At 71.2% G+C, this 23,644-nt stretch carries 25 protein-coding genes; 3 read left to right on the plus strand and 22 right to left on the minus strand.

What is annotated here, in order from left to right; genetic code table 11:
• The first annotated feature begins 126 nt into the window (after positions 1 to 126).
• Both G7063_RS04555 and G7063_RS04560 read left to right on the plus strand, forming a co-directional pair.
• Positions 127 to 726 carry a hypothetical protein gene (locus tag G7063_RS04555; protein WP_166413336.1) on the plus strand — a complete coding sequence of 200 codons (600 nt, stop codon included), beginning with the start codon at positions 127 to 129 and terminating at the stop codon, positions 724 to 726.
• Positions 723 to 1,802, plus strand: coding sequence for an ImmA/IrrE family metallo-endopeptidase (locus G7063_RS04560; protein ID WP_166413337.1), 1,080 nt, complete (start codon positions 723 to 725; stop codon positions 1,800 to 1,802). The genes G7063_RS04555 and G7063_RS04560 overlap by 4 nt, the downstream gene beginning before the upstream one ends.
• A gap of 66 nt (positions 1,803 to 1,868) precedes the next feature.
• Here the strand turns inward: G7063_RS04560 and G7063_RS04565 are convergent, their stop codons facing one another.
• The 16 genes from G7063_RS04565 to G7063_RS04640 all read right to left on the minus strand — a co-directional run bounded on the left by G7063_RS04565 (position 1,869) and on the right by G7063_RS04640 (position 17,618).
• The gene (locus G7063_RS04565) at positions 1,869 to 2,405 is read right to left on the minus strand and encodes a hypothetical protein (RefSeq protein WP_166413338.1); all 537 of its coding nucleotides are present in this window, start codon (positions 2,403 to 2,405) and stop codon (positions 1,869 to 1,871) included.
• Between the two features lie 14 nt (positions 2,406 to 2,419).
• The gene (locus tag G7063_RS04570) at positions 2,420 to 3,265 is read right to left on the minus strand and encodes a M15 family metallopeptidase (protein ID WP_166413339.1); all 846 of its coding nucleotides are present in this window, start codon (positions 3,263 to 3,265) and stop codon (positions 2,420 to 2,422) included.
• Between the two features lie 69 nt (positions 3,266 to 3,334).
• Positions 3,335 to 3,838, minus strand: a complete 504-nt coding sequence (locus tag G7063_RS04575) for a hypothetical protein (RefSeq protein ID WP_166413340.1) — start codon at positions 3,836 to 3,838, stop codon at positions 3,335 to 3,337.
• Between the two features lie 18 nt (positions 3,839 to 3,856).
• Positions 3,857 to 4,021: a hypothetical protein gene (locus G7063_RS04580; protein ID WP_166413341.1), complete on the minus strand. Its 165-nt coding sequence runs from the start codon at positions 4,019 to 4,021 to the stop codon at positions 3,857 to 3,859.
• Complete coding sequence (locus tag G7063_RS04585; protein ID WP_166413342.1) at positions 4,018 to 7,170, minus strand: hypothetical protein; 3,153 nt, start codon at positions 7,168 to 7,170, stop codon at positions 4,018 to 4,020. Before G7063_RS04585 ends, G7063_RS04580 begins: the two co-directional genes overlap by 4 nt.
• Positions 7,167 to 7,928 carry a hypothetical protein gene (locus G7063_RS04590; RefSeq protein ID WP_166413343.1) on the minus strand — a complete coding sequence of 254 codons (762 nt, stop codon included), beginning with the start codon at positions 7,926 to 7,928 and terminating at the stop codon, positions 7,167 to 7,169. The genes G7063_RS04585 and G7063_RS04590 overlap by 4 nt, the downstream gene beginning before the upstream one ends.
• A 51-nt stretch (positions 7,929 to 7,979) precedes the next feature.
• Positions 7,980 to 12,326 carry a phage tail tape measure protein gene (locus tag G7063_RS04595; RefSeq protein ID WP_166413344.1) on the minus strand — a complete coding sequence of 1,449 codons (4,347 nt, stop codon included), beginning with the start codon at positions 12,324 to 12,326 and terminating at the stop codon, positions 7,980 to 7,982.
• Between the two features lie 324 nt (positions 12,327 to 12,650).
• Positions 12,651 to 13,043: a hypothetical protein gene (locus G7063_RS04600; RefSeq protein ID WP_166413345.1), complete on the minus strand. Its 393-nt coding sequence runs from the start codon at positions 13,041 to 13,043 to the stop codon at positions 12,651 to 12,653.
• 77 nt (positions 13,044 to 13,120) lie between these two features.
• Positions 13,121 to 13,873, minus strand: coding sequence for a phage tail tube protein (locus tag G7063_RS04605; protein WP_166413346.1), 753 nt, complete (start codon positions 13,871 to 13,873; stop codon positions 13,121 to 13,123).
• Between the two features lie 91 nt (positions 13,874 to 13,964).
• Complete coding sequence (locus tag G7063_RS04610) at positions 13,965 to 14,384, minus strand: minor capsid protein (protein WP_166413347.1); 420 nt, start codon at positions 14,382 to 14,384, stop codon at positions 13,965 to 13,967.
• On the minus strand, positions 14,381 to 14,731 hold the full coding sequence (locus G7063_RS04615; protein ID WP_166413348.1) for a hypothetical protein: 351 nt from the start codon (positions 14,729 to 14,731) through the stop codon (positions 14,381 to 14,383). The genes G7063_RS04610 and G7063_RS04615 overlap by 4 nt, the downstream gene beginning before the upstream one ends.
• Positions 14,732 to 14,742: 11 nt before the next feature.
• Positions 14,743 to 15,057, minus strand: coding sequence for a hypothetical protein (locus tag G7063_RS04620; protein ID WP_166413349.1), 315 nt, complete (start codon positions 15,055 to 15,057; stop codon positions 14,743 to 14,745).
• Positions 15,054 to 15,458, minus strand: a complete 405-nt coding sequence (locus G7063_RS04625) for a hypothetical protein (RefSeq protein WP_166413350.1) — start codon at positions 15,456 to 15,458, stop codon at positions 15,054 to 15,056. The genes G7063_RS04620 and G7063_RS04625 overlap by 4 nt, the downstream gene beginning before the upstream one ends.
• A gap of 208 nt (positions 15,459 to 15,666) precedes the next feature.
• On the minus strand, positions 15,667 to 15,945 hold the full coding sequence (locus G7063_RS04630) for a hypothetical protein (RefSeq protein ID WP_166413351.1): 279 nt from the start codon (positions 15,943 to 15,945) through the stop codon (positions 15,667 to 15,669).
• Positions 15,946 to 15,947: 2 nt separating this feature from the next.
• Positions 15,948 to 16,952: a major capsid protein gene (locus G7063_RS04635; RefSeq protein ID WP_166413352.1), complete on the minus strand. Its 1,005-nt coding sequence runs from the start codon at positions 16,950 to 16,952 to the stop codon at positions 15,948 to 15,950.
• A 12-nt stretch (positions 16,953 to 16,964) separates the two neighbouring features.
• On the minus strand, positions 16,965 to 17,618 hold the full coding sequence (locus G7063_RS04640; RefSeq protein ID WP_166413353.1) for a hypothetical protein: 654 nt from the start codon (positions 17,616 to 17,618) through the stop codon (positions 16,965 to 16,967).
• A 105-nt stretch (positions 17,619 to 17,723) separates the two neighbouring features.
• Between G7063_RS04640 and G7063_RS04645 the strand changes: the two genes are divergently transcribed.
• Entirely contained in the window at positions 17,724 to 17,882 is a 159-nt protein-coding gene (locus G7063_RS04645; protein WP_166413354.1) for a hypothetical protein, read from the plus strand.
• Position 17,883: 1 nt separating this feature from the next.
• On the opposite strand, the gene G7063_RS04650 is transcribed toward G7063_RS04645, so the two are convergent.
• The 6 genes from G7063_RS04650 to G7063_RS04675 form a co-directional block, all read right to left on the minus strand.
• Positions 17,884 to 18,966, minus strand: coding sequence for a phage minor capsid protein (locus tag G7063_RS04650; protein WP_166413355.1), 1,083 nt, complete (start codon positions 18,964 to 18,966; stop codon positions 17,884 to 17,886).
• 11 nt (positions 18,967 to 18,977) lie between these two features.
• The gene (locus G7063_RS04655; RefSeq protein WP_166413356.1) at positions 18,978 to 20,525 is read right to left on the minus strand and encodes a hypothetical protein; all 1,548 of its coding nucleotides are present in this window, start codon (positions 20,523 to 20,525) and stop codon (positions 18,978 to 18,980) included.
• Positions 20,526 to 20,541: 16 nt separating this feature from the next.
• A complete protein-coding gene (locus G7063_RS04660; RefSeq protein WP_240916192.1) occupies positions 20,542 to 21,801 on the minus strand; it encodes a PBSX family phage terminase large subunit in 1,260 nt (419 codons plus the stop codon).
• The gene (locus G7063_RS04665) at positions 21,798 to 22,298 is read right to left on the minus strand and encodes a helix-turn-helix domain-containing protein (protein ID WP_166413357.1); all 501 of its coding nucleotides are present in this window, start codon (positions 22,296 to 22,298) and stop codon (positions 21,798 to 21,800) included. The genes G7063_RS04660 and G7063_RS04665 overlap by 4 nt, the downstream gene beginning before the upstream one ends.
• 154 nt (positions 22,299 to 22,452) lie before the next feature.
• Complete coding sequence (locus G7063_RS04670) at positions 22,453 to 22,983, minus strand: hypothetical protein (protein WP_166413358.1); 531 nt, start codon at positions 22,981 to 22,983, stop codon at positions 22,453 to 22,455.
• A 24-nt stretch (positions 22,984 to 23,007) separates the two neighbouring features.
• Entirely contained in the window at positions 23,008 to 23,643 is a 636-nt protein-coding gene (locus G7063_RS04675) for a hypothetical protein (RefSeq protein WP_166413359.1), read from the minus strand.
• Between the last annotated feature and the right edge of the window lies 1 nt (position 23,644).

Genomic DNA, 23,644 nt, shown 5'->3' on the forward strand with positions numbered 1-23,644 from the left:
GAGGAGCGACGAGGGCGTGACAAGTGCCCGCGCGGGTTCGCCCACGACTCTGACCTGCACCGTTGTGCAAAGCAGAGAGAGAGCGGTATATTTTCCGGTATGTTTTCACCTCGAAACTCACACGCGGTGCTGCAGGAGCTCGGGTCTGAGCTGCCCGAAGCGATGATCCGAGCCACAGCAGCGGCCAGGGCTGATCTTGAGCAACTGCGCTCAGACCCGCGCCGGTTCATGCTCCGTAACGAGCGTGACCTCGCCAACTCGCTGCACTTCGCCTACTGGGTGGCAATCTGTGACGAGATGGCTGGACGCCCCGGTGTCCAGATCCGCGACAGTGAGCCGTACCGAGAACTCACCGTCTCTACGGCCACGGGCCGGAGCTACGTGGCGCGCATCAAGCGCCACTCGATCCACGATCGACTCACGTCCTATGAGACCGCGGCCGACCGAGACTTCTGGGGTGGAGGTGTCCAGACGCTCGACGGCATGGAGCTGGTCAAGGGCCTGGCGATCGGCTACCGCTGGGACCGCGACCTGAGGGAGATCGTTGAACCGGTAATCTCTTACCGCGAGGGCAAGAGGAATGTGGTCTGGGCCTACGAGATCGACCCCACCCAGGAGTCCACGTTGCCGCTGGGATATCGAGACATCACGCCCGGGCTCCCGAAGGTCGACCTTCGCGACGCCGCTCTCGCCGACGAAGAAGAAGGACTGGCAGGCAGCGAATGAGCAACATCGGCGAAGTCCTCGAGACGGCTCGCCGCGCACGAGGCATGACGCAGGGAGATCTCGCTGACATGGTCGGCGTCCAGCAAGCGACCCTGTCCCGCTGGGAGAAGGGCCTCCGGGAGCCCGACGAGGTCGACGTCCAGAGACTTGCGGATGCACTTGGCGTCACCCCGCGGCTACTGCTTCGAGGCGACCGCATGCGAGGTGGCATTGCGGCAGCAGCGCACATGCGGCGGCGCGCCACCGCGAAGGTCAGCATCTGGCGACAGCTCGAGGCGCAGCTCAACATGCTGAGGCTCCACACCTCGACGTTGGCTGAGGAAGTGTCTCTCACCGCGGAGCGTGCCGTGCCGACCCTTGACCCGATCGAGCGAGATCCCTCTGAGATCGCGGGCATGGTGCGACTGCAATGGCAGATGCCGTTGGGGCCTGTCGCGTCGGTCACGTCGTGGATGGAGTCGGCTGGGATCCTGATCGTCGAACATGACTTCGGCCCGGCCGCGCGTGTCGATGGCCTGTCCCAGTGGGCAGGGGACCACGCCGTCGTGCTGCTCAATAGCGCGACGTCGCCAGATCGAAAGCGGCTCACGCTGGCACACGAGCTCGGCCATCTCGTCATGCACGCTCAGCACCCGACCGATGACATGGAAGGGGACGCGAACGAGTTCGCCGCGGAGTTCCTCGTCCCAGCTCACGAGATCCGGTCGATGCTGCGGGGCCGGCTTACCTTGTCCAGGTTCGTCGAGCTCAAACGCTACTGGGGTGTCTCTATCGCTGCGCTCGTGATGCGTGCACACTCCCTCGGAGCCATCAGCGACGCGGAGAAGACGTCGCTCTTCAAACAGATCTCCGCCCGTGGCTGGAGGATCAACGAGCCTGCGAATGACGAGATCCCCGTGGAGAGGCCTCGACTCGCCAGGCATATCGCCGATTCGATGGTTGCTGGCGGGCTCAGCGAGGGAGAACTTGCGATCGCGGTCGGCTTCTCTGACGCGAAGCACAACGACGCCTTCGCACCGAGCGTTGTTACGCCTCGGCCCACCCACGCCGTTCGACACCTCGGGATCGTCCGATAGGTGAACGCACGTGGCGCCCCCACCCTCGCGAGAGGGTGGGGGCGTTGTCGTGTGCGCTGGTGCGTGTCAGTCGGCGAGGGTCTCGTCGACGTCGTCGTCCGGGTCGTCGATGTCGGCGGGCTCGGGGCGGGCCTCGAGTGCGCGGTAGTCGGCGACGAGCGCAGCCTCGGACGGGGTGAGGCTGGTGATCTTGCCGACCGTGAGCACACCCGCGGGGATCGTCGTGGCGGAGATCTCCGAGACGGGCAGGACGCCCGTGACGAGCCTGCCGCCGCCCGTCTCGACGACCGCAGCCGGGAGCGCGTAGCCAGGCGTGCGCGCGGAGCCGAGCGCGAGGCGGACGAGCCAGTCGGGCACGAGGTGCTCGATACGACGCCACAGCCAGTACCAGAGCGCCAGGACGAGCGCGACGACGAGCGTGAGCGCGAGCTCGGAGCGCAGGAGGGCCGCGAGCGCGGTGCCGACGTCGCCGGGCAGGTGGGGGCTGATGATGCGCAGGAGGGTGGTGACGAGGGCGGCCCAGAGGCCGGGGACGGCGGTGCGCAGGAGCGCGACGGTGCGGTCGGAGAGCACGGTGCGCTCGTCGAGGTCAGTGGTGGTCATCGTGGCTGGTCCTCTCAGGCGGGGCGCGTGTCGGTGGTGACGTCGAGGTCGACGAGGGTGACGCCGGCGGTCGTCGCGAGCAGCTGCAGGCGGAGGCGGCGCTCGCGCTTGCCTGCGATGAGGGCGAGGACGCCCTTGGCTGCGACCTGGCCGAAGGAGTCGCCGGAGGTGCCGATGATCTCGGTGAGCGGGAGGCGGTGGACGATCCTGGCGCTCTTGCCGGCGGCATCGGTCTCGACGACGACGAAGCGGGCCTGGACCTCGGCGCCGCGGGCGAGGCCGTGCAGGCGCAGGGTCGCGAGGGCGTCGAAGTGCCCGGCGGTCGTGCTCGCGGAGGTGTTGCCGGCGTCGTCGATCGGCGCGGTCTTCCACTGCCCCTTGGGCAGGGCGACGTTCTTCGTGCGGTGCTTGGTGGTGCGGATCATGTCGTCCTCGTCTCGGGTAGGCATGGGCGTGTGCTCGAAGTGCCAGGGCTCGTAGGTGCCCGCGTGCTTGGCCCAGGCGGGGTTGTGCCAGCCGAAGCGGGCGCCGTACTGGTGGAACCACGCGCGGGCGGGCTCGGGGATGTCGAGGGCGTTGCCGCGCTCGTGCAGGGACGTGCCCGGCACCGCGACCGTCCCCTTGGCCGAGATGCGCACGTAGCGCACTCCCCGCCACACCCCCACGTCGCCGTAGGGTCCGACGTCGTCCTTGCTCGTCGCGGGCCGGTAGCGATCGAGGAACGTGGTGATCTGCTCAGCCGGGTCGCGGGTCGCGGACGTGATGCCCGGCGGTGCGCCGAGCTCGAGCGCGCGGAGGTAGTCGGACGCGGGAGCGGGGGCGAGTCGGCGGTCGCTTGCGACCTCGACGAGTGCAGTCATGAGTGCCTCCTCGGGCATGACGACGACCCCGACCGCAGGACGCGCGTCGGGGTCGAGGGGTTGGGTCGGTCAGGGGCGCGGAGTGCGCAGCGGGCAGGCCGCGACGTGGCCGTCGAGTGCTGCAGCGATGAGCTCGGGCACGCGCTGCTCGAAGTGGGCCGCGAGGTCGATCAGGGCGCGGTCCCGGTCGGCGATCGCGCGGGCGAGTGCGCGCGCGTGGTCGACCTCGTGGCGGTCGAGGGTGTCGTCGGTGGCGACGTCAGCGGCACGCAGGTCGGAGGCTTGCCGCTCGAGTCGGCCCAGGCGTCGGTCCATGCCTCGCTGGACCTCTGCGAGGGCGAGGACCTGGTCGTGGGTCGCGCGAGAGACCGCGAGCTGCTCGTCCTGCTGGTCGCGCATGATCGGGAACTCGGCACTGGCGTGAGAGTTCTCGGTCTGCTCGCGGACGGCGGCGGTGTCGGCGCGGACGGCGCGGACCTCGCGTCTCGTGGCGCGGGAGTCGCGCTTGTTGATGACGGCGACGGCGACGAGGCCGAGCGCGACGACGATCTGGACCCAGACGGCCTCGGTCATGTGGGTGCCCTCTCGGCGTCAGTGGCGGGCGTTGAGCAGCGCCTGGACCTGTGCCTCGGCGAGGACGGCCCGCTGGGTCATCGCGGCGAGCTCGCGGCCGTAGCGGGCGAGGACGTCGTCGATGGGCACCTCGACGGGTGCGTCGACGGGCTCGGGTGCGGGGGTCGGGACGGTGTCGGTCATGCTGCTGCCTCCAGGGTGGCGAGTCGTGCGGTGAGGTCGGTGACCTCGACGGTCAGTTCCAGTCGTGCGGTGCGCTCGGCGCGCATGGCCAGGACGGCAGCGGTGAGCATGCGGTCGTAGGACAGGCCGGAGACCTCGCCGTCGCGGTCGTAGGTGACCAGGCCGGCCAGGCCCGCAGCCTCGACCTCCTCAGCGACGAAGCCGGGGATCCTGCGCAGGGGCTCGACCATGACGGTGTCCCACTCGACGTCCTCGACCGGCGTGATGTGACCCTCGGGGTCGACACCGGCCTCACGGGCGAGGGCGTCAGCCAGGCGCTCGGCGTCGCCCCGGTCGATCCACGTCCGCGGGCGCAGGTCCCAGAACGCATCCGCCCACTCGGCGGGCGCGTCCTCGACGGCGACCTTCTGATCGGAGCGCGACGTCGAACGGAAGAATGTCCCGGCCGTGTTGATGCCAACGTTCGCCGCCGAGCCCCCGGTGTAGGCGTAGGTGCCCGCCGAGATTAGGTAGGCGTCGTGGTACGAGTTCCCGGTCGCGCGGAAGGCGCCGCTGTACAGCGACCCGGTGACGGTCAGCCCGCCCGGTGTCGTCGCCGCGCCGGACACCCAGCGCCCGAGCGAGCCGTTGGCGAGGGTCGTGATGAAGCTCCGCCCGGACCCGTCTGGGGCATAGTCTCTGCCGGCCGTATCAGGAATGTTGACAAAAGGCCCAGCGGTGTCGGAGAGGAGGTTGATTGAGCCTCCAGCCCCCCGCAGCGAGAGGTTCCCCGACGCGTAGAGCTGCATGTTCGTGGTGTTGAGCGGGGACAGGGTTCCGATGTTCGTGGCACCGTTGTAGAACTCGAGCGACCCGGAGAGTTCCGAGGTGCCGTTGAGCCCCGTCGAGCGGATCTTGCCCGCGCTGATGACTGTCTCTGCCACGCCCTGGGTCGTCGTCAGGGTCCCCGTCAGGGAGACGCCGGTCGCGCTCAGCGTCCCGCCCGGCAGCGCGATCGAGGTGACCAGGGCGCCCGCAGCGTTGTGGGCACGCAGGCCCGCCGCATCGAGGATCACGCGCTGCCCCGAGGCCGCCGTGCGGACTGTCGCGCCGGTGATCGTCTTGCCGTCGATCGCATCGGCGGCGATCTTCACACCCGTGATCGCACCCGCGAGGATCGTGTCGGCCGTGACCGCGTTGGCTGCGATGTGCCCGGCCTGCACCGCGAGCGCCGCGATCGCCTCGGCGGTGACAGCGCCCGCGAAGATCGTACGGGCGGTGACGACGTCGTCGCCGAGGTTGGCCTCGGCGATGACCTTGCCGATGAGGTCGGTGTCGACGAGCGGCGTGACAGCCTGGGAGCGCTCGGCACCCCACGCGGAGGGGATCCGGTTACGGGAGACGGCCCGCAGGCGCACGTAGCGCAGGACGTTGTAGGGAAGGCCGGTGACGTGGACGGTGCCGCCGCCACGCTCGATCCGGTCGATGACCGACGTCGGGGCGGTGGCGTCTCCGAGGGCGACCTCGACGTAGGCGAGGTTGTCCGAGACGGGCCCGCCGGTGTTGCTCAGGCCGTCCCATGTGATCGAGAGGACCCCGAGACGCGCGGTGAGGGTCGGGGCCGACGGCACCGACGGCTGAGAGCGGTCCTCGCGCTCCATCGCGTCCAGACGCGACCGCTCGACTGCGGAGATCCCCGCCGAGCTCGACGTGCCAGCGCTGCCGGTGACGACAGGGATGACCGCGGGCGGAGTCGGGGCGACGCCGTCGACGAGTGTCAGGTCGAGAGACTGCGTGATCGAGCCAGCGCCGGCCTCCAGGTGGACCCCGGCGATGATGCACCGCGAGGACAGGCCCGTGATCGGGTCGACGATCTCTACGAGGTCACCCAGACGCCGGGCCAGATCGGGGACGACCTGGATCTGCGAGAGGGTCGCGCGTGGGCTCGCGGTCTGCGCGGCCAGCCACGCCAGAAGCGTGTGCGCCTCAGCCTCAGATGAGACACCGGTGCCCACGTCGAGCGAGCACTCCGAGCGGGATACCGAGGCTTCCACCCCGGCGGCGAGCGTCACCTGCGCGCTACGGGACGCGCGGGCGTTCGCGCGCACGATGAGCAGTTGCGTGGGCTGGCCGCCCCCCACGTACAGAGTGACGGCCGCGTTGTTCTTGACCGTGATGCGCACGCGCGATGCCGTCACGAGCGTCGCAGCCACCGTCAGCGCCGAGTCGGCAGGCCGCTCACCGCCGCCGTCGGCCTGCGTGGATGCCGCCCACCGCGAGCGCTGCGCCTCGGGAGCAGCCGTCGACCAGATGGGCAGCCACGGCGCGAGGCCGTCGACGGCCGTCTCGAGGTCCTGCTCGACGACGACGGTCGCGCCTGCCGCGACCGTGAGCGTCTCCGTGGACTCCCACACCGTCAGGGAGGCGTCCGTGACGCGCTCGACGAGCAGCGGGGTGTACGTGAGGGTCACGCGGTCGGCGACGTCGTCCGTCGACACCTGCCAGGGCAGGTCGACGACCTGCGGCAGCGTGTGGATCGTCTCCCGCGGCGTGCCCTGCCCGCGCATCGCGGCAGGGCCGCGGTACGTGAGCACGCCCGTCTCCGAGAGCCAGCACGCACCCAGGGTCACACGCGCGACCCACTGGCAGATCTCCCAGCCGGTACGCCCCTCAGGCAGGATCGCGGGCACGAGCACACCCGAGGGCGCGACGTCGTGCGCGAGGCCGAGGGACGTCGCCAGGGTGACAAGGACCGTGGACAGGTCCACCGGGGTCGCGGGGACGCTTGCGGGCGACGCGACTGGCCCTAGCAGGCCGCGTGCGTCGTCCTCGAGGCTCAGGCCGCGCTCTAGCACGCGCGCGCCAGCGGCATCTACGGAGCGCGAGCGCATCGTGGCCACACGCGTCAGCGACGCCCCGGCGTCGAGTGCCGCGTCGATGTGCACGGCTCCGCCCGCGGCGATCGCCGGTCCCCGCCATGGCGTGCGCGAGTCGAGGATCGACAGCGATCCTGTGGCGAGCGAGGACCCGGTAGCGGCCCGCGCCTGTCCTGGCAGGCCCACCCCCGACAGGGTGCGGTCCACGCTCCACGACATACCGGGCAGGGTCTGCATGCCTTGGCCGACGTCGGCACGCACCGCGTGGCGCGGAGTCGCGTCGTGCGCGCTCATCTGGCGACCTCCCGGATCGTGACGGTGTAGTCCGCGAACACCTCGCGGTCGGTGATGAGCTGGAGCGTCTCGGCGGGGTCGTCGACGACGACGACGGGCACGCCACGCCCCGACAGCCACACCGGCTCGTGCTCGCCCTCGGTCAGTCGCAGACCTCCTACCGTCGCCGTGCCGGCAGCAAGCGCGACCTGCACGCCCGTGGCGAGGGCGTCCGGCGTGAACGCGCTCTGACCGCAGAAGGCACCTGCGGCAGCTGCGGTGGTTACGACTCCGGTCTGGAGCTGTGCGCCCGCCCTGGACAGCGTCCGCCACGCCAGGGCGGTTCCGGCCGTAGACGCCCACGCTGACAGCGTGTACGACAGGCCCGCTTGCAGCGGCACTGTCGCCGACCACGCACCCGCCGCGGACGCCTGGACGGCACCGGTGACCGTCTCTACGCCAGACGGCATGCCCACGAGCACTACCCCGAGCGAGGACCCGAGTGCGGTCGTCCCCGCGCGACCCGGAGCCGCGACATCACTCGGCAGAAGATTCGTGCGTGCCGCGTCGTCCGTGTACAGGAACAGGGGCCCCGGCACCGTGCCGTCAGCGCACGCCGCCAGGAACGCGAGGTCTGCCGGCGACAGCAGACGCGCCTGGAGCGTCCATGTTCGGGACGATCCAGGCGCGCGCTGCACATACCGCGAGCCGTCGAGTGTCACAAGCTCGTTCGAGGCTCGCGACACCTCTGGAGACACCCCTGGTGCGACCGAGGGCATCGACCTGAGTGCCCCGAGCGGGCCCAGCCTTGCGTCACGCATCCCGCTCTCCTAGTTCTCTCCGACGCGGCGGAGCTCGTTCTGCCCCAGGCGCGTCACGGCCATTGCCGTGGTCGGTGTCCTCATCTCCGCGCGGACCACCTGGCGCGTCAGGACCTTGACGTCCTCGCCCGTGATCGGATTGCGCACGTAGATGTCGGGGATCGTCACGTAGACGGGAGCGGGCGTCGGGGCGTTGATTGGGGCCGCGACGGGCATGTTCGCGGCCACGGGACCGCCGTTTCGGAGGCCGGGCAGGTTGCCGTTGAGCGCAGTCCGCCGAAGGCCTCCAGCGCGGCCATCCCCACCCCGCGCGGCGACATCTTGAGCTGTGACGGCACGGGGTGCACGGATGTCGCCGCTCGCACCCGGATCGGGGCCGACCGCGACGGTACGGGGTGCACGGATGTCGCCGCTCGCGCCCGGATCGGGGCCGACGGCGATGGGCGAGCTGTTGGCGGACGCCTTGACGATGTTGCCCTTGGAGTCCCGCTTGAGTCCGAGCGACGCCAGCAGTGCGTTCTCCATCGTCACGCCCCACGCCTCGATGGACGCAGTGACCGAGCCGAGCTGATCCTCGAGGCCGTCGACGATGGCTTCTGCGGCCTCCACGCCGCCCCTATAGAAACGGCCGTCGATGGTCGTGTTCTTCGTCGCGGACGCCCCAGCGGCCTGCGAGTAGCGGTCGATGTCCGCGTACGCGCCGTTGAGCGCCTTGATCGTGGACGGGTCCGCCAAGAGCGCGTCCGCGAGCGCGGTGCCCCCCTCGAGGCCCTCGTGTGCGATCTCCTGGAGGATCACACCCGCGACGCCGGCCGCAGCGAGCTTGTCGAGCTTGCCGCCGAACGTCTTGAGGTCGCCGGCCTTCTTCTGCGCAGACGCGAGAAGGCCCTTGGCTGTGACGGGCTGGTCGTACCCGTAAGCGTCCTTCTTGCCGAGGGAGTCCGACAGCTTGAACTCGCCGGCGAGGACACCGGCGACGGACGCCTTGATCGAGGCGAGCTGCTGCGTGTGATCGCGGGCGGTGTCGAGCTTCTTCTCGATGCCCTCGGCCTGTGCGTACAGCTTGCGTAGCGCGACCTCGGCCTCGCGTGCGGTCTTGGCGAGATTCGCCCGCTGCGCCTTGGACAGGTCGGAGTTCTTCGACTGGTCGCGCAGCGTGTCGACGACGGAATACGCACCCGACAGACCCGAGGACACCTGGTCGGTGATGTTGCCCCGACGGGCATCGACGGCGAGGTCGGCGCGCGCGTCGGACAGCCGGGACTGCTTTTCGCGCTCCTCAGCGCGCTCCTTGCGCGCGTCGTCGAGCGCCTTCTCCGCGTTCTTGAGCGCGGCCTTGGCGGCCTTGAGGTCCTTGCGCTCGTCGTCGAGCTGCCGCTGGGCGGTGCGCTTGCGGTCGCGGTTCTTCTTGTCGCCTGGGATGTCGCGCCAGCGGTTGAGCGCGGACTCGACCTGCCGCTCCTCGCGCTTCACGGCGGACCGCGCACGCTTGACCGCTGCCGTCGCGTCCACGACAGGATCGTTGGCGCCGACTCGGCCACCGGCAGCGAAGGCCGGCAGCGCGCGTCCAGCGAGAGCGGCCGCGCGCCACTTCGTGACCTGTGCGTGCCCGCCCATCGCGGCAACCTCGCGGGCCGTGATGACGTGCTCGCCGTTGGACAGGCGCGCGAGGATGTCGTCGCTCGTGCCCGTGCCCGGACCGACGACGGCGCCGCCCGTGGCCTTGGCCTGGACGTGAGTCTTGCCCCCACCACCAGAGTTGGTGACGACGTTGATCGCGATCTGCCTCTTCATCTGCTCGCGGATGAAGCGCGTGACCTCCGCCGAGGCCTTCGAGGTGTCGACGTCGACCTCGGTCTTGATGTTCGACGGGATGAGCCCGAGCTCGTCTGCCAGCTTCTTCGCGGCCTTCTCCGAGAGGCCCATCTGCTTGGCCGCGTCGACGAACTCGCGGCGCGTGCGGCCCATCTTCTTCTGGAGCTGCTCGTCCGTGGCGCCCTGGGCGCGCATCTGGTCGATCCACTTCCAGCCTGCGTCGGCGATGCCGTCGAGGACAGCCTGGTTCGCGCGCCCCTTCTCCGTACCGACGTCGAGCGTCTGGCCGTTCTTCTTGAGCGACTCGTTGACGGCGTCGAGCGCAGCCTCGTAGCCACGCTCCGCGTCACGCATGCCGAGCACGCCGTCGGCGAGACCCTTGATGGCCTTCCAGGCGGCGTCAGCGGCCTTCGCCTGGTCCTCGAGGTTCGTCGCGAAGAGCTCGACGGACTTCGCGGCGCGGTCGGTCTCCTCGGACGTCGCGCCCGTGGCCTCCGCCATGAGCTCGTGCTTCTTCTTCGCGGCGTCGAGGTCCTTCGACTGGCCCTGGAGGCCGCGGCGCAGCGCACCGACCGCATCGTTGTAGTCGCCGATGGAGAGGCCGTTCTTCTCGGCCTCCTCGCGGATGTTGCCGTACGCGACCTCCTGGGGACCGTAGTAGCGCTCGAGCGCCGCCATCGCGTCCTTCTGCCCAAGGATCGCGTTCGTGACGGTCTCGACGCTGATCCCGAGCGCCTCTGCGCCCTCCGCAGCCGAGCCGGAGAAGTCGAACGTCCACCAGTCAGGGGTCTTGACGAGCTCGGCAGCGATGACCTGCCGCGTGGACTCGGTGACAGCACCCGTCACGCCGTCGAGGGACTCGCGCAGGGAGTCGATGCGCTGCTTGGACTCGGCCTGGGCGTTGGCCCACGCCATGACGCCGATGGTCGCGACACCGATCGCGGCGGACACCGCGCCGACGGCGACGCTCGCGCCCTTCGCGGACAGCTTGAGGCCCTCCGCGGCGTTCTTCGCGTTCTTGAGACCGCCGACGAGCTTCGTCAGGCCGGCGACGCCGAGCGCGGTCATGCCGCCCGCGCCGGTGAGGACGGTCAGCACCTCGAGCACGGGCCCGGGGACCTCGCCGATCGCGTCGACGAGCGCGCCGGCACCTTGGGCCATCTCGCGCAGGACGTCGTTGGCGCCGCCGCCCGCCTGGATGAAGACGGTCTCGATGGAGCCGGACAGGGTCTCGAGGTCGCCCTTGAGGTTGTCCATGCGGATCGCGGCGACCTCGGACGCGTAGCCCTGGTCGTTGACCGCGGCCGTCCACTCGCGGACGCCGTCCGCGCCGTTCTCGTAGAGGGCGTTTGCGGCGCGCACCGCGTCCGCACCGAACATGGTCGCCATGGCGGCGTTGCGCTGCGCGGGCGTCATGTCGCCGAGCGCGTTCGTCAGCTGGCCTGCGAGCTGCTCGAGGCCGACCCACTGCCCGGACACGTCGTACGCCGAGATGCCGAGGGAGTCCATGAGCTGCTTGGCGTCGCCCATCGGCGCGGACAGGCGCTGGAGCATGGTCTTGAGGGACGTGCCCGCGTCAGACCCGAGGAGGCCTCCCGCAGCGAACGCCGCCAGGGCTGCGGTCGTCTCCTCGATGGACAGGCCGGTCGCGGATGCAACCAGACCGCCCTGCTTGAGGGCCTGCCCGAGGTCGCTGACCTCACCCATCGCCTTGCCGGCGCCCGCCGCGAGGAGGTCGGCGACGTGCCCGACGTCGCTGCCCTTCAGCTTGAACTGCGTCATCGCGATGGCCGCGTACTCGGCGGCCTCGGCGACGCCGAGGTTTCCGGCCGCAGCGAGGTCGAGCGAGCCCTTGAGGCCGCCCGCCAGGACGTCCTTCGCGGTCACGCCCGACTTCGCGAGCTCTTCGATGCCGCCTGCGGCCTCGGTCGCGGAGTACTTCGTGTCCGCGCCCGCCTGGATCGCCGACGCGCGCAGGCCGTCGATGTTCTGGCGGGCGTCGTCGCCGGTCGCGGCGACACCGGACATGCCCTCGTCGAAGTCCGCGAAGAACTTCACGGCGATGCCCGCGGCGGCGGTCAGTGCGCCGCCGACGAGCGCGGTGCGGTTCGCGAGGTCCTGCGCCGCCTCGGACTGCAGGCGCGACGCGATGGTCGCCTTCTTCGACGCCTCCGCGCTCGCCTCCGTCGCCGCGGCGCTCGCCTCCGTCGCGCTGCGCACGTTGCGCTCGGCGCGCTCGAGCTTCGACGCCGAGACCGCCTGACGCTCGCGCGCCTGCTGGAGGCTCTTCTCGGCGGCAGCGACCTTCTCCTGGTCACCGCTCTTGCGCGCGTCCGCGAGAGCCTTCTCCGCCTTCGCGACCGCGTCCGCCGACCGGGCGACGGCGTGCTGCGCCGCGACGAGCGACTCCCCAGCGCGCGCGGCCTTGTCCGCGGCGGCCTGGACCTTGCCCATGCCCTGCGCGACGCCGTCGAGCTTGCGTGCGGAGTCCTGGTCGTCGACCTTGATGTAGGCGACGAGCTCGCCGACGGTGAGCGACATTGCACCTCCCGAGGGCGTGGTTCTGGTGGGGTCAGGGGTGCAGGTCGCGTGCGAGGCGCGAGGTCGGCTCCGTCAGGAGCGCGAGGATCAGCCCGCGCAGCCACGGCCACGGGCGCGCGTCGAGCGCGGGGTCGTACAGGTCGACGCCGTAGAGGGCGAGCAGGTCGACGGTGATGAGGTCCCAGCGGTCGAGCAGGTCACGCCACGTCGGGCCCGTGGTGGGCGCGGTGGGTAGCTGCTCGCGGGGTGGGCGGCGGTAGCGCGGGTAGATGCCGTGCTCGTCGGGTTCGCCGATGCCGTACGGTGCCCAGTCCGCGGGGCCGCTCAGGCTTTTGGGGCCGCGCCCTCGTCGTCGGCGGGGCCGTAGGTGAACTCCATGACCTGGTCGGCGGCGTCCTCGCCGAGCGTCCAGTAGTACTGCGCGTACAGCGCGTACCGGTCGACGTCGATCTCCGGCTGCCCGTCAGCGAGCATCTGGTCGTACACGGCCTGTGTGAGCGCGAGGTGCCCCACGGGGGTGTCGCCGGGGATGGACTCCCACAGCGCCATCGTCTCGTCGTCGGTCTCGCGGCCCGTGGCCTTGTTCATGCCGTAGGCGACGATCGCGGCCAGGACGAGCCCGTTGTGCTTCGTGGGCGGCGGGACGTGGTAGATCTTGCCGTCGCGCGCCTCGAGGTCGAGGTTCGGGCGGAGGTAGCGGGTGAAGGACTTGGCCACGGCGGTGCTCCTTGCTCTGGGTTGTGGGTGCGGGCGAGCCCGCCCGCCCACAGCGGGGCGGGCGGGCTCGAGTGCGGTCAGGCGCCGCGGGTGTACGGCAGCGCGTTCGACGCGCCGTTCGTGGGGTGCGTGACCGTGATCGGCGCGGACCCGGCCGACCCGGCGGGCACGACCGCGACGATGGTCGAGTCGCCGACCACCGAGATCGACGTCGCCGACGTCGCGCCGACCTTCACCGCGGTGGCGAGCAGGACGCCGGCGAAGCCGGAGCCCTTGATCGTGACGATGTCGCCCGCGGCCGCGGCCGACGGCGCTGCCGAGCCGAGCACCGGGGGCGCGCTCGGCGAGCCACCGGCCGGGGCCGGGTTGGCGATCGGCTTGATCTTGCCCTTGCCGGTGAGCGTCGCCGACCAGCCGCCGAGGTCGGCGTTGCCGGTGTTGCCGCGGTCCATCTGAACCGAGTAGATGCCCTGGAACGCGTAGTCCGCGCCGAGGCTGTCGTAGACACGGACCTCGGCGAGGGCGGCGTTGCCGCGCGTGCCGGGCTTCGCGGCGTTGAGCAGCGCCTGGACCTCCGGCAGGAACGACCCGTCGGGGTTGCGCTGCGACTGGATCGTGAATGCGAGGTTCGCCGACTCGCCAAGCTTGGCCTGGTTCTGGGCGCCCTCGTCGTCGTACGTCGCGGCGTCGACGAGCGTCGGGGCGTGCTGGGGGTTGATCGCGCTCGTGAAGCGGATCTGCTGCCAGATGGCGGGCGTGACGCCCGGTCCGGCGAGGTTGATGTCGAGGTCGAGCTCGTAGGAGAGCCCGAGGTCGGTGGGGACAGACATGAGGATGCCTCCGGGGTGTGGGATGGATGCCGACCCTCGGGCGGGCAGGCAGTGGACCGGGCCGCGCCCGCCAGGGACGCGCGCTCGGGGATCAGGGCAGGAGGACCTCGTAGTTCATCGAGACCTCCGGACGACCGTTCGAGTCCAGCCCGAGCGGCAGGTACGAGCGACGGTGCACCCGCGTGATCGCCACGCCCGACCACGTCACGTGGTGCGCACGCAGCACGGCGTGCACGGCCTCGGCGAGCGCGTCCGCGCTGTCCGGGCGGCCCTTCGCCGCGCGGACGCGCACCTGCACGCGCACGCGCTCGTCCGTCAGCCGCGGGTCGGCGTGCTCGTCGCGGTCGTACACCGTCAGCACGACCGCGCGGTCCGGGGCGGCGGGCATGACCGTGAGGGTGATGCCGGTCTGACCGGGCGTGTAGATGCCGGCGGGGTTCCAGGTGGCGACGCCTGCGGCGTGCAGGCGCTCGGCGAGCGCCGTGTAGAGGCTGGTGGCGGGGACGGTCATGCGAGCCTCCCGCGGATGGTCTGCGCGATCGCGGCGAGCGCCTGGTCACGGTGCTCGAGCAGCGGGCCCTCGAGGTACTTGGCCTGTCGGCCCTCGTCGTGCCGGTAGTCGAGCTCTTCGTGCTGGCGGACGGCGTACGGGGTGTCGTAGGAGACCGACGCGGTGAGCGTCGCCTCGTCGACGTCCGTCGCGCCCGAGCGGGAGAGGGTCGCTTCCTCGATGGGGACGACCTTGCGGGACTCGGCGAGGACGACCTCCGCGCCGACCTTGAGGCCCGCCGCCGCCGCGGTGCGGAGCGCGGCCTTCGTGGCGCCGAGGTTGAGGGTGAGGGTGGAGCGCATGGCCATGCCGGGTCACCTCACGTCAGGGAGAGCTCGTTGTGCTCGGGTGCGGGCGGCGTGTGGTGGTGCGCGACGGCGAGGACGACGGCGGTGCGTCCGGACGGAAGGTCCACCTCGGAGTCGAGCGGCACGGGGCCGTGCTCGGGCCGCAGGAACACGCGCGCCGAGGAGACGACCTCCTGGCCGTTGCGGTCGCGCACGAGGCGCGTGGTCTCCTCGACGCGAACGTGCTCGAGCGTGCGGTCGGGGCCGAGGACGGTGCCGTACGCGCCGGTGCCCTCGGCGTTGCGGACGGTGACGGTGTGCGGGGTGAGGATGCGCGGCAGCTTCATGGTGTCCTCGGTGCGCGGCCGATGAGGCCGGCGTTCTGGAGGATCGTGATGGCGCGCGGTGCGACGAGGGATGCGGCGGCGTCGGTGTTCGTGCCGGAGCCGACACCGCCACCGGAGACGGAGAACGACCCGAGGGAGAGGCTGTTGTAGCGGGCGGCGGCGCCCGAGGTGTCGCCGGTCTCGTCGAGCCACGCCACGGTCGCGCACGTCGCGTCCCGCAGCGCGGCGCGCACTACCGGGTCGGTGGGGAGTCCGTCGGTGTCGACTTCGTAGACGGCGGTCATCGTGAGGCGTTCGACGTCGGCGGACGCGAGCGCGATCAGGTCCTCTGCGGCCTCGGCGGACAGGCCGAGTCGCCACGGGGACCCGTTGACGTCGGCGAGGGTGGCGTACGTGCGCACGATGAGCCTCCAGGAGGGGTGTCGGGGTGGGACGCAGGTCGCGGCGCTACAGCCAGGAAGGAGACCGCCATCGGTGTCCCGGCCAGCCGGCCTTCCGCCCTGTACTCGTGTGTGGCGGGGGCGGTTGACGCCCCACCCCGAAGTTCGTGTAGTGCTGTCCCCGCCCCCGGTCAGGGGCACGAGGGCGGGGACAGTCCAGGGGTGGAGGTCAGGCCTCCGGGGCGACCGTGTAGCCGCGGCGCGTGAAGTACGCCAGGGCGACGGGGTCGCTGGTGTGGGCGGTGCCCTTGGTGAAGGTGACGCCGAGGACGTCGCCGGTGAAGTCGGTCGCGGGCGAGTGGACCTCGACCTCGACGGGCTCGGCGTCGGCGGGCTCGGTGGTCGGGACCTCCGGGTCCGTGACCTCGGGCGTGACGACCTCGGCCTCGGGCGTGACGACCTCCGGGGCCTCCGGTGCGGGCGCGTCCTGCGCCTTGCGCGCGGCCACGGTCAGGCGACCTTGATGTTGCGGAAGACCGCCGCGGCCTTCGTGGCCTTGAGCGCGACGGCGACCGGACCCATCTCGACCTCACCCTTCTTGACCGCACCCGCGGTCGAGAAGTCGGGCATCCACGTCTCGACGAGCTGGCCGCCGACCGTCGCCACCGCGTGGAAGCCGTCGAGGCCCACACGGATCGCGTACAGGTCCGTGAGGCCCGTCTGCGCCGTGCCGACCGTGCGGTTCTCGATCGGGATGATCGGGTTGTTCGACCCCGCCTTCGCGCCCGGGTCGGCGAAGATCACGTCGCCGTACGCCTCCCGCGTGATCGGACGCCCGTTCGGGCCGAGGAGACCCTCGACCGGGTTCTTCGTGTACATGCCCGCACGACGAGCCGCGGCCCGGACCCGGGCGAGCGCCTTGGCGTTTCCGAGGAGGACCGTCGGCGAGCCGTCGAGCAGCGCGAGGAACTCGTCGATCGCGTCGAGCGCCTTGTGCTCCGCACGCGAGTCCGTGTCGAAGTCGGTCCAGTCGGTGACCGACGTGGCGCGGAACTCCGTGGCGGAGCCGGTGAGCGCCTTGTCGAGGCCGTCGAAGCCCTTGGCGTCGACGGCGACGTCACCGTTGATGACCTCGTCCTGGAACCGGGTCGTCGTGGCGGTGATCGTGTTCTTGAGGTTGAGCGCGACGGACCCGGACGCGGCCGGGCCGATCTTCGCGATCACGCGGTCGACCTCGAACGCGCCACCGAGCGGGACCAGGCTGACGGTCTTGTGCTCGGTGGTGACCTCGGCGGTCGTGTACTCGCTGTTGAGCGCACGGAAGTCCGCGCTGCGCTGCGTGATCTGGCGGCGGTAGCCGTACGTGAGGGTCGCGCCGCCGCCGGCGGGGTTGACCGCCTGGTCGAAGATGAGCGCGTCGAGGATCGCCGAGCCCTTGCGGAACTCGTCGATGACGGAGACGTCGAGGTCGGTCTGCGCGTTGCGACCGGCCTCGGCGAGGGTGACTGCGGCCATGGGGTGGCCTCCTTACTGTGCGAGCGAGGCCGCGACTGCGGCGTCGAGCGAGAGGGGGGTCTTGCTGGTGGTCTCGCCGGTCCGGCCGGTGAGGTCCGCCCCGCTCTTGCTCGCCGCCTGGACGGTCTTGAGCCGGGGGTTGTCGGTGATGGCCTTCGTGATCGCCGCCGTGATGGCGGTGGCGTCGGCCGGGTCGACGTCCTTGACGGAGTCGAGGAACGCGCGCGAGTCGAGGAGCGCTGCGGGGTCCGCGCCTGCGAGGGTGGCGGCGCGGTAGACGGCGAGCTCGACCTGCGCGGTGCGCGCGGCGGTCTGCTGCTCGGTGAGCTGCGCGGTGAGTGCGGCGGGGTCGGGCGGGGTGTCGCCGTCCTTGACGAGGCCGAGGGCCTTACCAAGGTCCTGCACGAGGGTGTTGCGGGCCTCGGTGGCGGCGTTGGCCTTCGCGGTGGTGCGCGCGGCGCCGGCCTCGGCGCGGAGGTCCTTGACGAGGGTCTGCGCCCAGTCAGGCAGGGACGCGACGTCCTGCGCGGCGTCCGCGCTGGCGGGCCGTGCGGGTGCCTGTGGGGTGATCTGCGCGGCGACGGTCGCCGGGGTGGCCACGGGCGCGGGCGCGCCCTCGGCGGGCGCCTGCGGGGTCGGGGCGGTGGTGGAGTTGGTCTCGCTCACGGGGTGCCTCCAGGGCATGGGTGCGGAATGTCGGTGGTGGTCGGTAGGGTGCGCGGCATCGAGACCGCACGCATTGGGCGGGCGGCACGACGACAGGAGAAGACGATGAATGACGCTCAGGAGAAGGCTCTGGTCGCGGCAGTGGTGACGCTTGGGCAGAGCGCGGCGAAGTCGGCAGCCCCGCATGCGGAGCACTTCGCTACTGCGGCCGCTCGGGTGGCCGAGGCGCATGCCTGGTTGAGCAACCCCAGCCAGTCGCACTGACCTAGATGGCGCGGCCGATCTGCTCACGGCCCCGCTGACGCTTCAGCTCCGGGTGCGCCACCAGGTGCGCCCGGAGCGAAGCCTGCCGCTCCCGCACCAGACGCCCCGCAGCCACCCGCGCACCATCGTCGAGCGCGAGCGCCTCACGACGCTTCGCCTCACGGATGCCACGCTCCAGCGCGCGCTGCTCCTGCTGCGCCACGTACCCGGCAGGGTCCGGCCGCTGCACGCCCGTGCTCGAGACACCCGGCACGTAGATGCCCGTGGAGCACCGACAGTTCGGACCGAACAGGTGCCCAGAGCCACGCACCTCGTCGAGCGTCCCCGCCACCGGCACCCGCCCGCCCGGACCCACAGAGTCGAGCCCAGCGCCGGTCAGCGACAGGATCGCACCAGCCCACACATCGCACGACGGGCACGGACGCGGCCCCGGGATGATCTGCACGAGGTCCTGGCCCGAGGCGACGAGCGTCTGCACGTGCCCGTCGACCATCGCCTGCCCCGCACCGGTGCGCACGGCCATCTCGACGTACGACTCCAGACGCCACGCGCGACCCGCGCGGTCCCGGAAGCCGCCGACGCCGTCGCCGAGGAGCCGGTTCAGGACCTGCTGCGCCGTCTGTCGGCGCGTGCGCGCACCCAGGAGCACGGACCCGAGCTCGGCGGCGACCGCCTGCTGGTAGACGTCGGCGACGGTGCGCAGCACGACCGGCGTCAGCCCGGTCACGGTGCTCGAGACGTCGTGGGCGATCCTGGTGACGGCCGCCCACTGCGCGTCCGGCAGCCGTGGCGCGATCCCGAGGTCGTCGAGGTCGCCGACGGCGAGCGCCTGCCCGAGCGAGTACGCGCGCGAGATCGTCGCGTTGACGACGCGCGCGAGGTCGGCGTCGAGCGCCGCCAGATCCCGCGCGACCTCGGCCCGCAGGAGCGCGAGCTGGGAGAGCTTCGCGGTCTGCCAGCCCGCCGCGTCCCGCCCCTCGCGCAGACGCCGCGCGACGGCGCGCAGGACGGCGACCTCGGCGCCCGCGACGATCTCCACGGCCTCGTACGCGAGGCGCGCGGCAGTGTCGGGGCTGGCAGGCATGGCCTGGGAACCTATGCCCCGTCGATGCCCGGACGGAAGAGCGCCGGGTCAGGGACGGTGTTCTCGGCGCGGATGCGCTCGACTTCCTCGTCGACCTTGGCGGCGTCCCAGTCGGGGTGGAACATGCGGACCTTGAGGTCGGTGGAGATCGCGGATGCCTGGTCGAGGAGCGCGATGGTCTGGGCGACGTCCTCGGGCTCGGCGTTGGCCTTCTCGGGGAACCGCACCTCGGGCACGATCTTCGGGTCGGACTGGTTCGCGCCGAAGACGTGCGCGTCGACGTCGAGCATCGCCGCAGCGAGCGGCCCGAGCGCGGCCTTCCAGTAGCGGATCTTCTTGTCCCGCGTCCGCTCCGAGAGCTGCTGCTTGGACATCACCTGCGTGGCGGTCTCCTGGACGCTCACGGAGTCGTCCCCGAACGACGCCGGCGAGTACCCGGCGCTGCGGAGCGCGACCCTGGTGAGGTCCTGGATGGTGCGCTGGTGCTCCTCCCAGCGGATCGCGAACTGCTGCGCCGTGATCGTTGCGCCGTCCTGCATCGACCCGGTGCCCGCGAGCGTCGTGAACAGCTCCCGCTCGTCGTCGAACGACGCGCCGCTGCCGGGGCCGTTGTTGGTGAGCATCGACTGGTCGACGAACACGCGGGCGCGGGCGAGGCGGATGTCGCGCATCCACGAGGAGTACGCCTCGTCGACGGCGTCGAAGACAGGCTCGATGCCGTCGAAGTCGCTCCGGCCGAGCGGCGAGAGGTCCGGGGTGCGACGCCAGCGCCGCTGGGGGCGGATGTTCGGCACGTACGCGGCCGTGAGCCGCGTCGACCCGGTCGCGATCGCACCCTCAGCGTCGACGAGCTCGGCAGCCCACGCCGTCGCCTCCTGCTCGTCGAGCGGGCGCGCGTGGCCGAGGTCCGTGCTCGTGCCCTGGTACAGGCCGTGCAGGATGCGTCCGGGCTCGTGCCGCTCGAGGTGCCGCCACACGATCTGGCCCTCACGGGCGACGACCGTCCAGAACGTCACGCCGACGAGCATGCCGTGCCGCCACTCCGGGATCGCGCCGTCCGCGGCGACCGACCCGAGCAGCGGATGGTCGGCGACGTCGGTGTCCCACGTGATGCGCAGGTACGTGCCGCCGTGTGCGGCCGCGACCTCCGCGGCTTCGAGCAGCCCGGCGTGGACCAGCGGCGTGTTCATGATCTCTTCGAGGCGAGCCTGCGCCGCGTGGTCGTTGTCGCCCTCGTCCTTGGGCAGGAGGATGCGCGGCGGCTCCGAGAAGAGGAGGTCCGCCGAGGTGGTGGCGATGTCGGCCGGCAGCGGCACGTGCAGGCGCGTGCGCGACTGACCCTCCGGGATCGGCCGACCCCAGAAGAACCGCGCCACAACGCCGACGACGCCGCCAGAGTGCTGCGAGGAACGCACGCGTGCCGCGGCCCGCGTGCCGCCGTAGACGCCTGCGAGGCGGGTCGTGTCGCCGACGTACCAGGCGTCGTGCTCGTTGATGAGGGCGAGTGCCGTGTCGAACGGCTTCGGTGGCCAGACGCTGCCGGAGGCGGGGAGAGCCATGCGAGGGTGCCTCCTGTCAGGCTGCGAGTCGGTGGTGCCAGTAGCGCTCGGAGGAGACGACCGCGTAGCGCAGGGCGTCCAGGCCGTGGTCGGCGACCTTGATGGGCTTGTCTTCGCCCTTCTCGGTCGCCTTCGGGTCCCAGGAATACCCGGGCGCTTCGGCGATGAGGTGCGGGCAGCGGTCGGTGACGACGAGTCGGTTGCGGCCGAGGAGGTTCGCGACGGTGCGGATGCCGTACGCGACTTCGTTCGAGGCGGCGGTGAGGCCGGTGACGCCGTCGGATCGCAGCTGCGTGTGGAAGGACGCGGCGGCGGGGTCGAGGAACGTCCAGCGGGGCTGGAGGTGCAGGGTGTCGCGCAGGTCGTCGGTCCAGGCGCGCAGGCCTGCGGAGAGTTGCGCGTCGGTCCAGCGGTGGCCCTTGTCGCCGGCCTTGTACCGCCACTCGTCGACGACGACCAGGCGCTGAACCTTCTCGGCGGTGATGCCGAGCGCGACGGCGTGGGTCGGGTTCGTGGTGCCGTAGTCGACGCCGACGGCGATGAGCTCGGCTAGCGGCGGCAGGGTGTCGTAGGCGATGACGTGGGCTTGCGGGTCCCACATGTCGTAGATCGCGCCTTCGGCGGCGACCCACTCACCTTGGATGAACCGCCTGTACCAGAGGCCTGTGAACTCGGCCTTGATCGAGGCCTTGTACTGCTCGGACAGGGACGGGTTGTCGTCGAGCGTGAAGTGCCAGGACCGCCAGTCCAGCAGGTCGCCGAGGCGGTCGAGGAACTTCGCCTTGAGCCAGTGCGCGGGGCTGTCCGGGTTCGTCGTGCCGAAGAGCTGCGCGCCGCGGACGCTCATGCGGCCGAGGAGCTGGGTGAAGAACTCTTCGGGGATGACGGTGATCTCGTCGACGTAGGCGCCGGCGACGGTCATGCCTCGGATGATCTTCTCGGCCTTGGCGTCGGAGGCGCCGATGACGTGGACGGTGCGGCCGAGGATCGTCGCCGAGGGTGCGCCGTTGGTGTAGACGACGAGTGCGGCCAGGGCGCCGAACAGGCTGGGGTCCTGGAGGGGCTTGATGACGTTGCGGAAGAGGGCGTCGCGGGTGCGGCCGATCATGATGAGTTCGCCGCCGCGCGGCGCGCGGGCGATGAAGATCAGCCAGCGGAGCAGGGAGACGATGGTCTTGCCGGACCGGATCGTGCCCTCGAGGACGTTCACGCGCGCCGAGGACTCGCGCATGAACGCGAGTTGCTTCGGCGACAGGCCCGCCTCGACGGTCGTCACGCGACGCTTCCCGGCTCGGGGACGCCGATCGCGTCGGCCAGGCGCTGGAGCATGCTGAGGGCCTCGTGCGTGCCGCCGTCGGAGTCGTGCTGGGCGATCTTCAGCGACCGGTCGATGGCCTGCGTCGCCGCGGACATGAGCTTGAGCTTGTCCGTCGGCGTCGGCTCGTCCTGCTGCCAGCGGACTTCGATGTAGTCCTTGCCGCCGTGGTCGATGTACTCGTGCGGCTCCCACATCTGCGCGCGGAGGCGTTCGGCGTCGTCGAGGAGCTTGTGCTCGAGGAGGGCTCGGCGGGCCTTGGCGTCGATGACGACGGCGCGGGTGGCGGCGGCGGTCTGCGCGCGGTCCCAGCGGAGGCCGGCCTTGCGGGCGCGGTCGGCGACGCGGGTCTTGGTCATGCCCATGCGCTCGGCGATGTGGCGGACGGAGAGGCCCTGTGCGTGGAGTGCCGCGAGCTGGGTGTCGTGGTCGGGGGTCCAGGGGGCGATGGTGGCCACGTGTGGTCACCTGCCTCGGGCGTGCGCTGGGGTCGCGGACGTGGCGCCTGGCCGGTCGCGTGAGGGTGTGGCGAAGGCCCCGGAGCGTGTGCTCGACGGGGCCTTCAGGGCATGGGGTGCCGTGCCCGATGTTAGGGCCTGTGGATAACCCGCGTCAATCCGCGTCGTACTCGTCCCGGAGACGCAACCCGTCTTTATCGAGTGTCCATCGCGTCCCTGCGACATCACGGAAGGTGACCTGCAGGGAGTCGACCCTTGGGGTCTCTGGCTCATTGGCGATGGCCCGTTCGCCTGGCCGGAGAACGGGTATTGCGTTGCCGACCCTCCTTCCACCGGTTTCGGCGATCCGTTCCTGGAAGGCGACTTCGAAGATCGGGGCGGCAGAGAAGTTCTCAAGTGTCCACTCGATGTAGTCGAAGCGCTCCCGGACGCCGCCATCCTCGTCGCGCTCTCGGCCTTCGTCTCTGGCTTCATTCCAAAGGGCGACCGCTCGGGCCTGGCGATACAGACGTTCCTCATTCGCGCGACGGCGCCTTCGACGCTCGTCATCGCGCGCTCGCTCGCGGTCGAACTCCGCTTGCTTGCGATCCGCTCGCTCGCGCGTCGCAAGCCAAAGCGCGACACCGGCGGCAAACGCTGAGCCGATCGCGCCGATGGCTTCCCATCCGGGGGCCCATCCGTCCATGCTCCGCAGCGTAGCGGCCCGACCTCACCCCGCGTCGGCCTGGTTCAGGACGGCGATCCACGTCGTCGGCTCCCACCGCAGCATCCGCCCGTACGCGTCCTCGCAGCGCCGGCAGATGACGTCCGCGGCCTCGGGGTGGTCGATCCAGCCGGGCTCGAGCTCGAGGTTCTTGTCGCAGTACGGGCAGCGCAGGTCGCCGGGTGCGCGGGTCCAGCGCTGCTCGCCGGGGAGCGGTTCGTCGAGGAGGGCGCGGATGTGGCGGGGCCAGGACTCGAGTTCGCGGGCGATGTCGGCGGCGCCGTCGAGGTCGCCGGGGTCGGTGAGGTGGATGAGGGCGTGGGCGACGAGTTCGGGGAGGCGCTTGATGATGTCGAGGGTGGTGGCGTCGTCGCCGCCGCGGTACGTGGCCTTGTGGAAGAGGCGGATGGTGAGGGCGGTTTCGTGGCGGCGTGCGGCGGCGTGGATGTCGAGGGCGAGCATCGCGGCGGGGGTGTTCCAGGGGATGGGTGCGGCGACGTGCTTGCGGTGGGAGCCGTGGTCGGTTTCGAGGGTGGTGGGCTGCTCGGGAATGAGGGCCTGGAGGCGCGGGAGGAGGGTGGTGAGCTGGGTGGCGGCGGTGCGCAGGGGTGCGATGTCGATGTCGGTGTGGCGGGTGGGCATC

It is taken from the genome of Sanguibacter sp. HDW7, from assembly GCF_011300875.1.
Classification (GTDB): Bacteria; Actinomycetota; Actinomycetes; order Actinomycetales; family Cellulomonadaceae; genus Flavimobilis.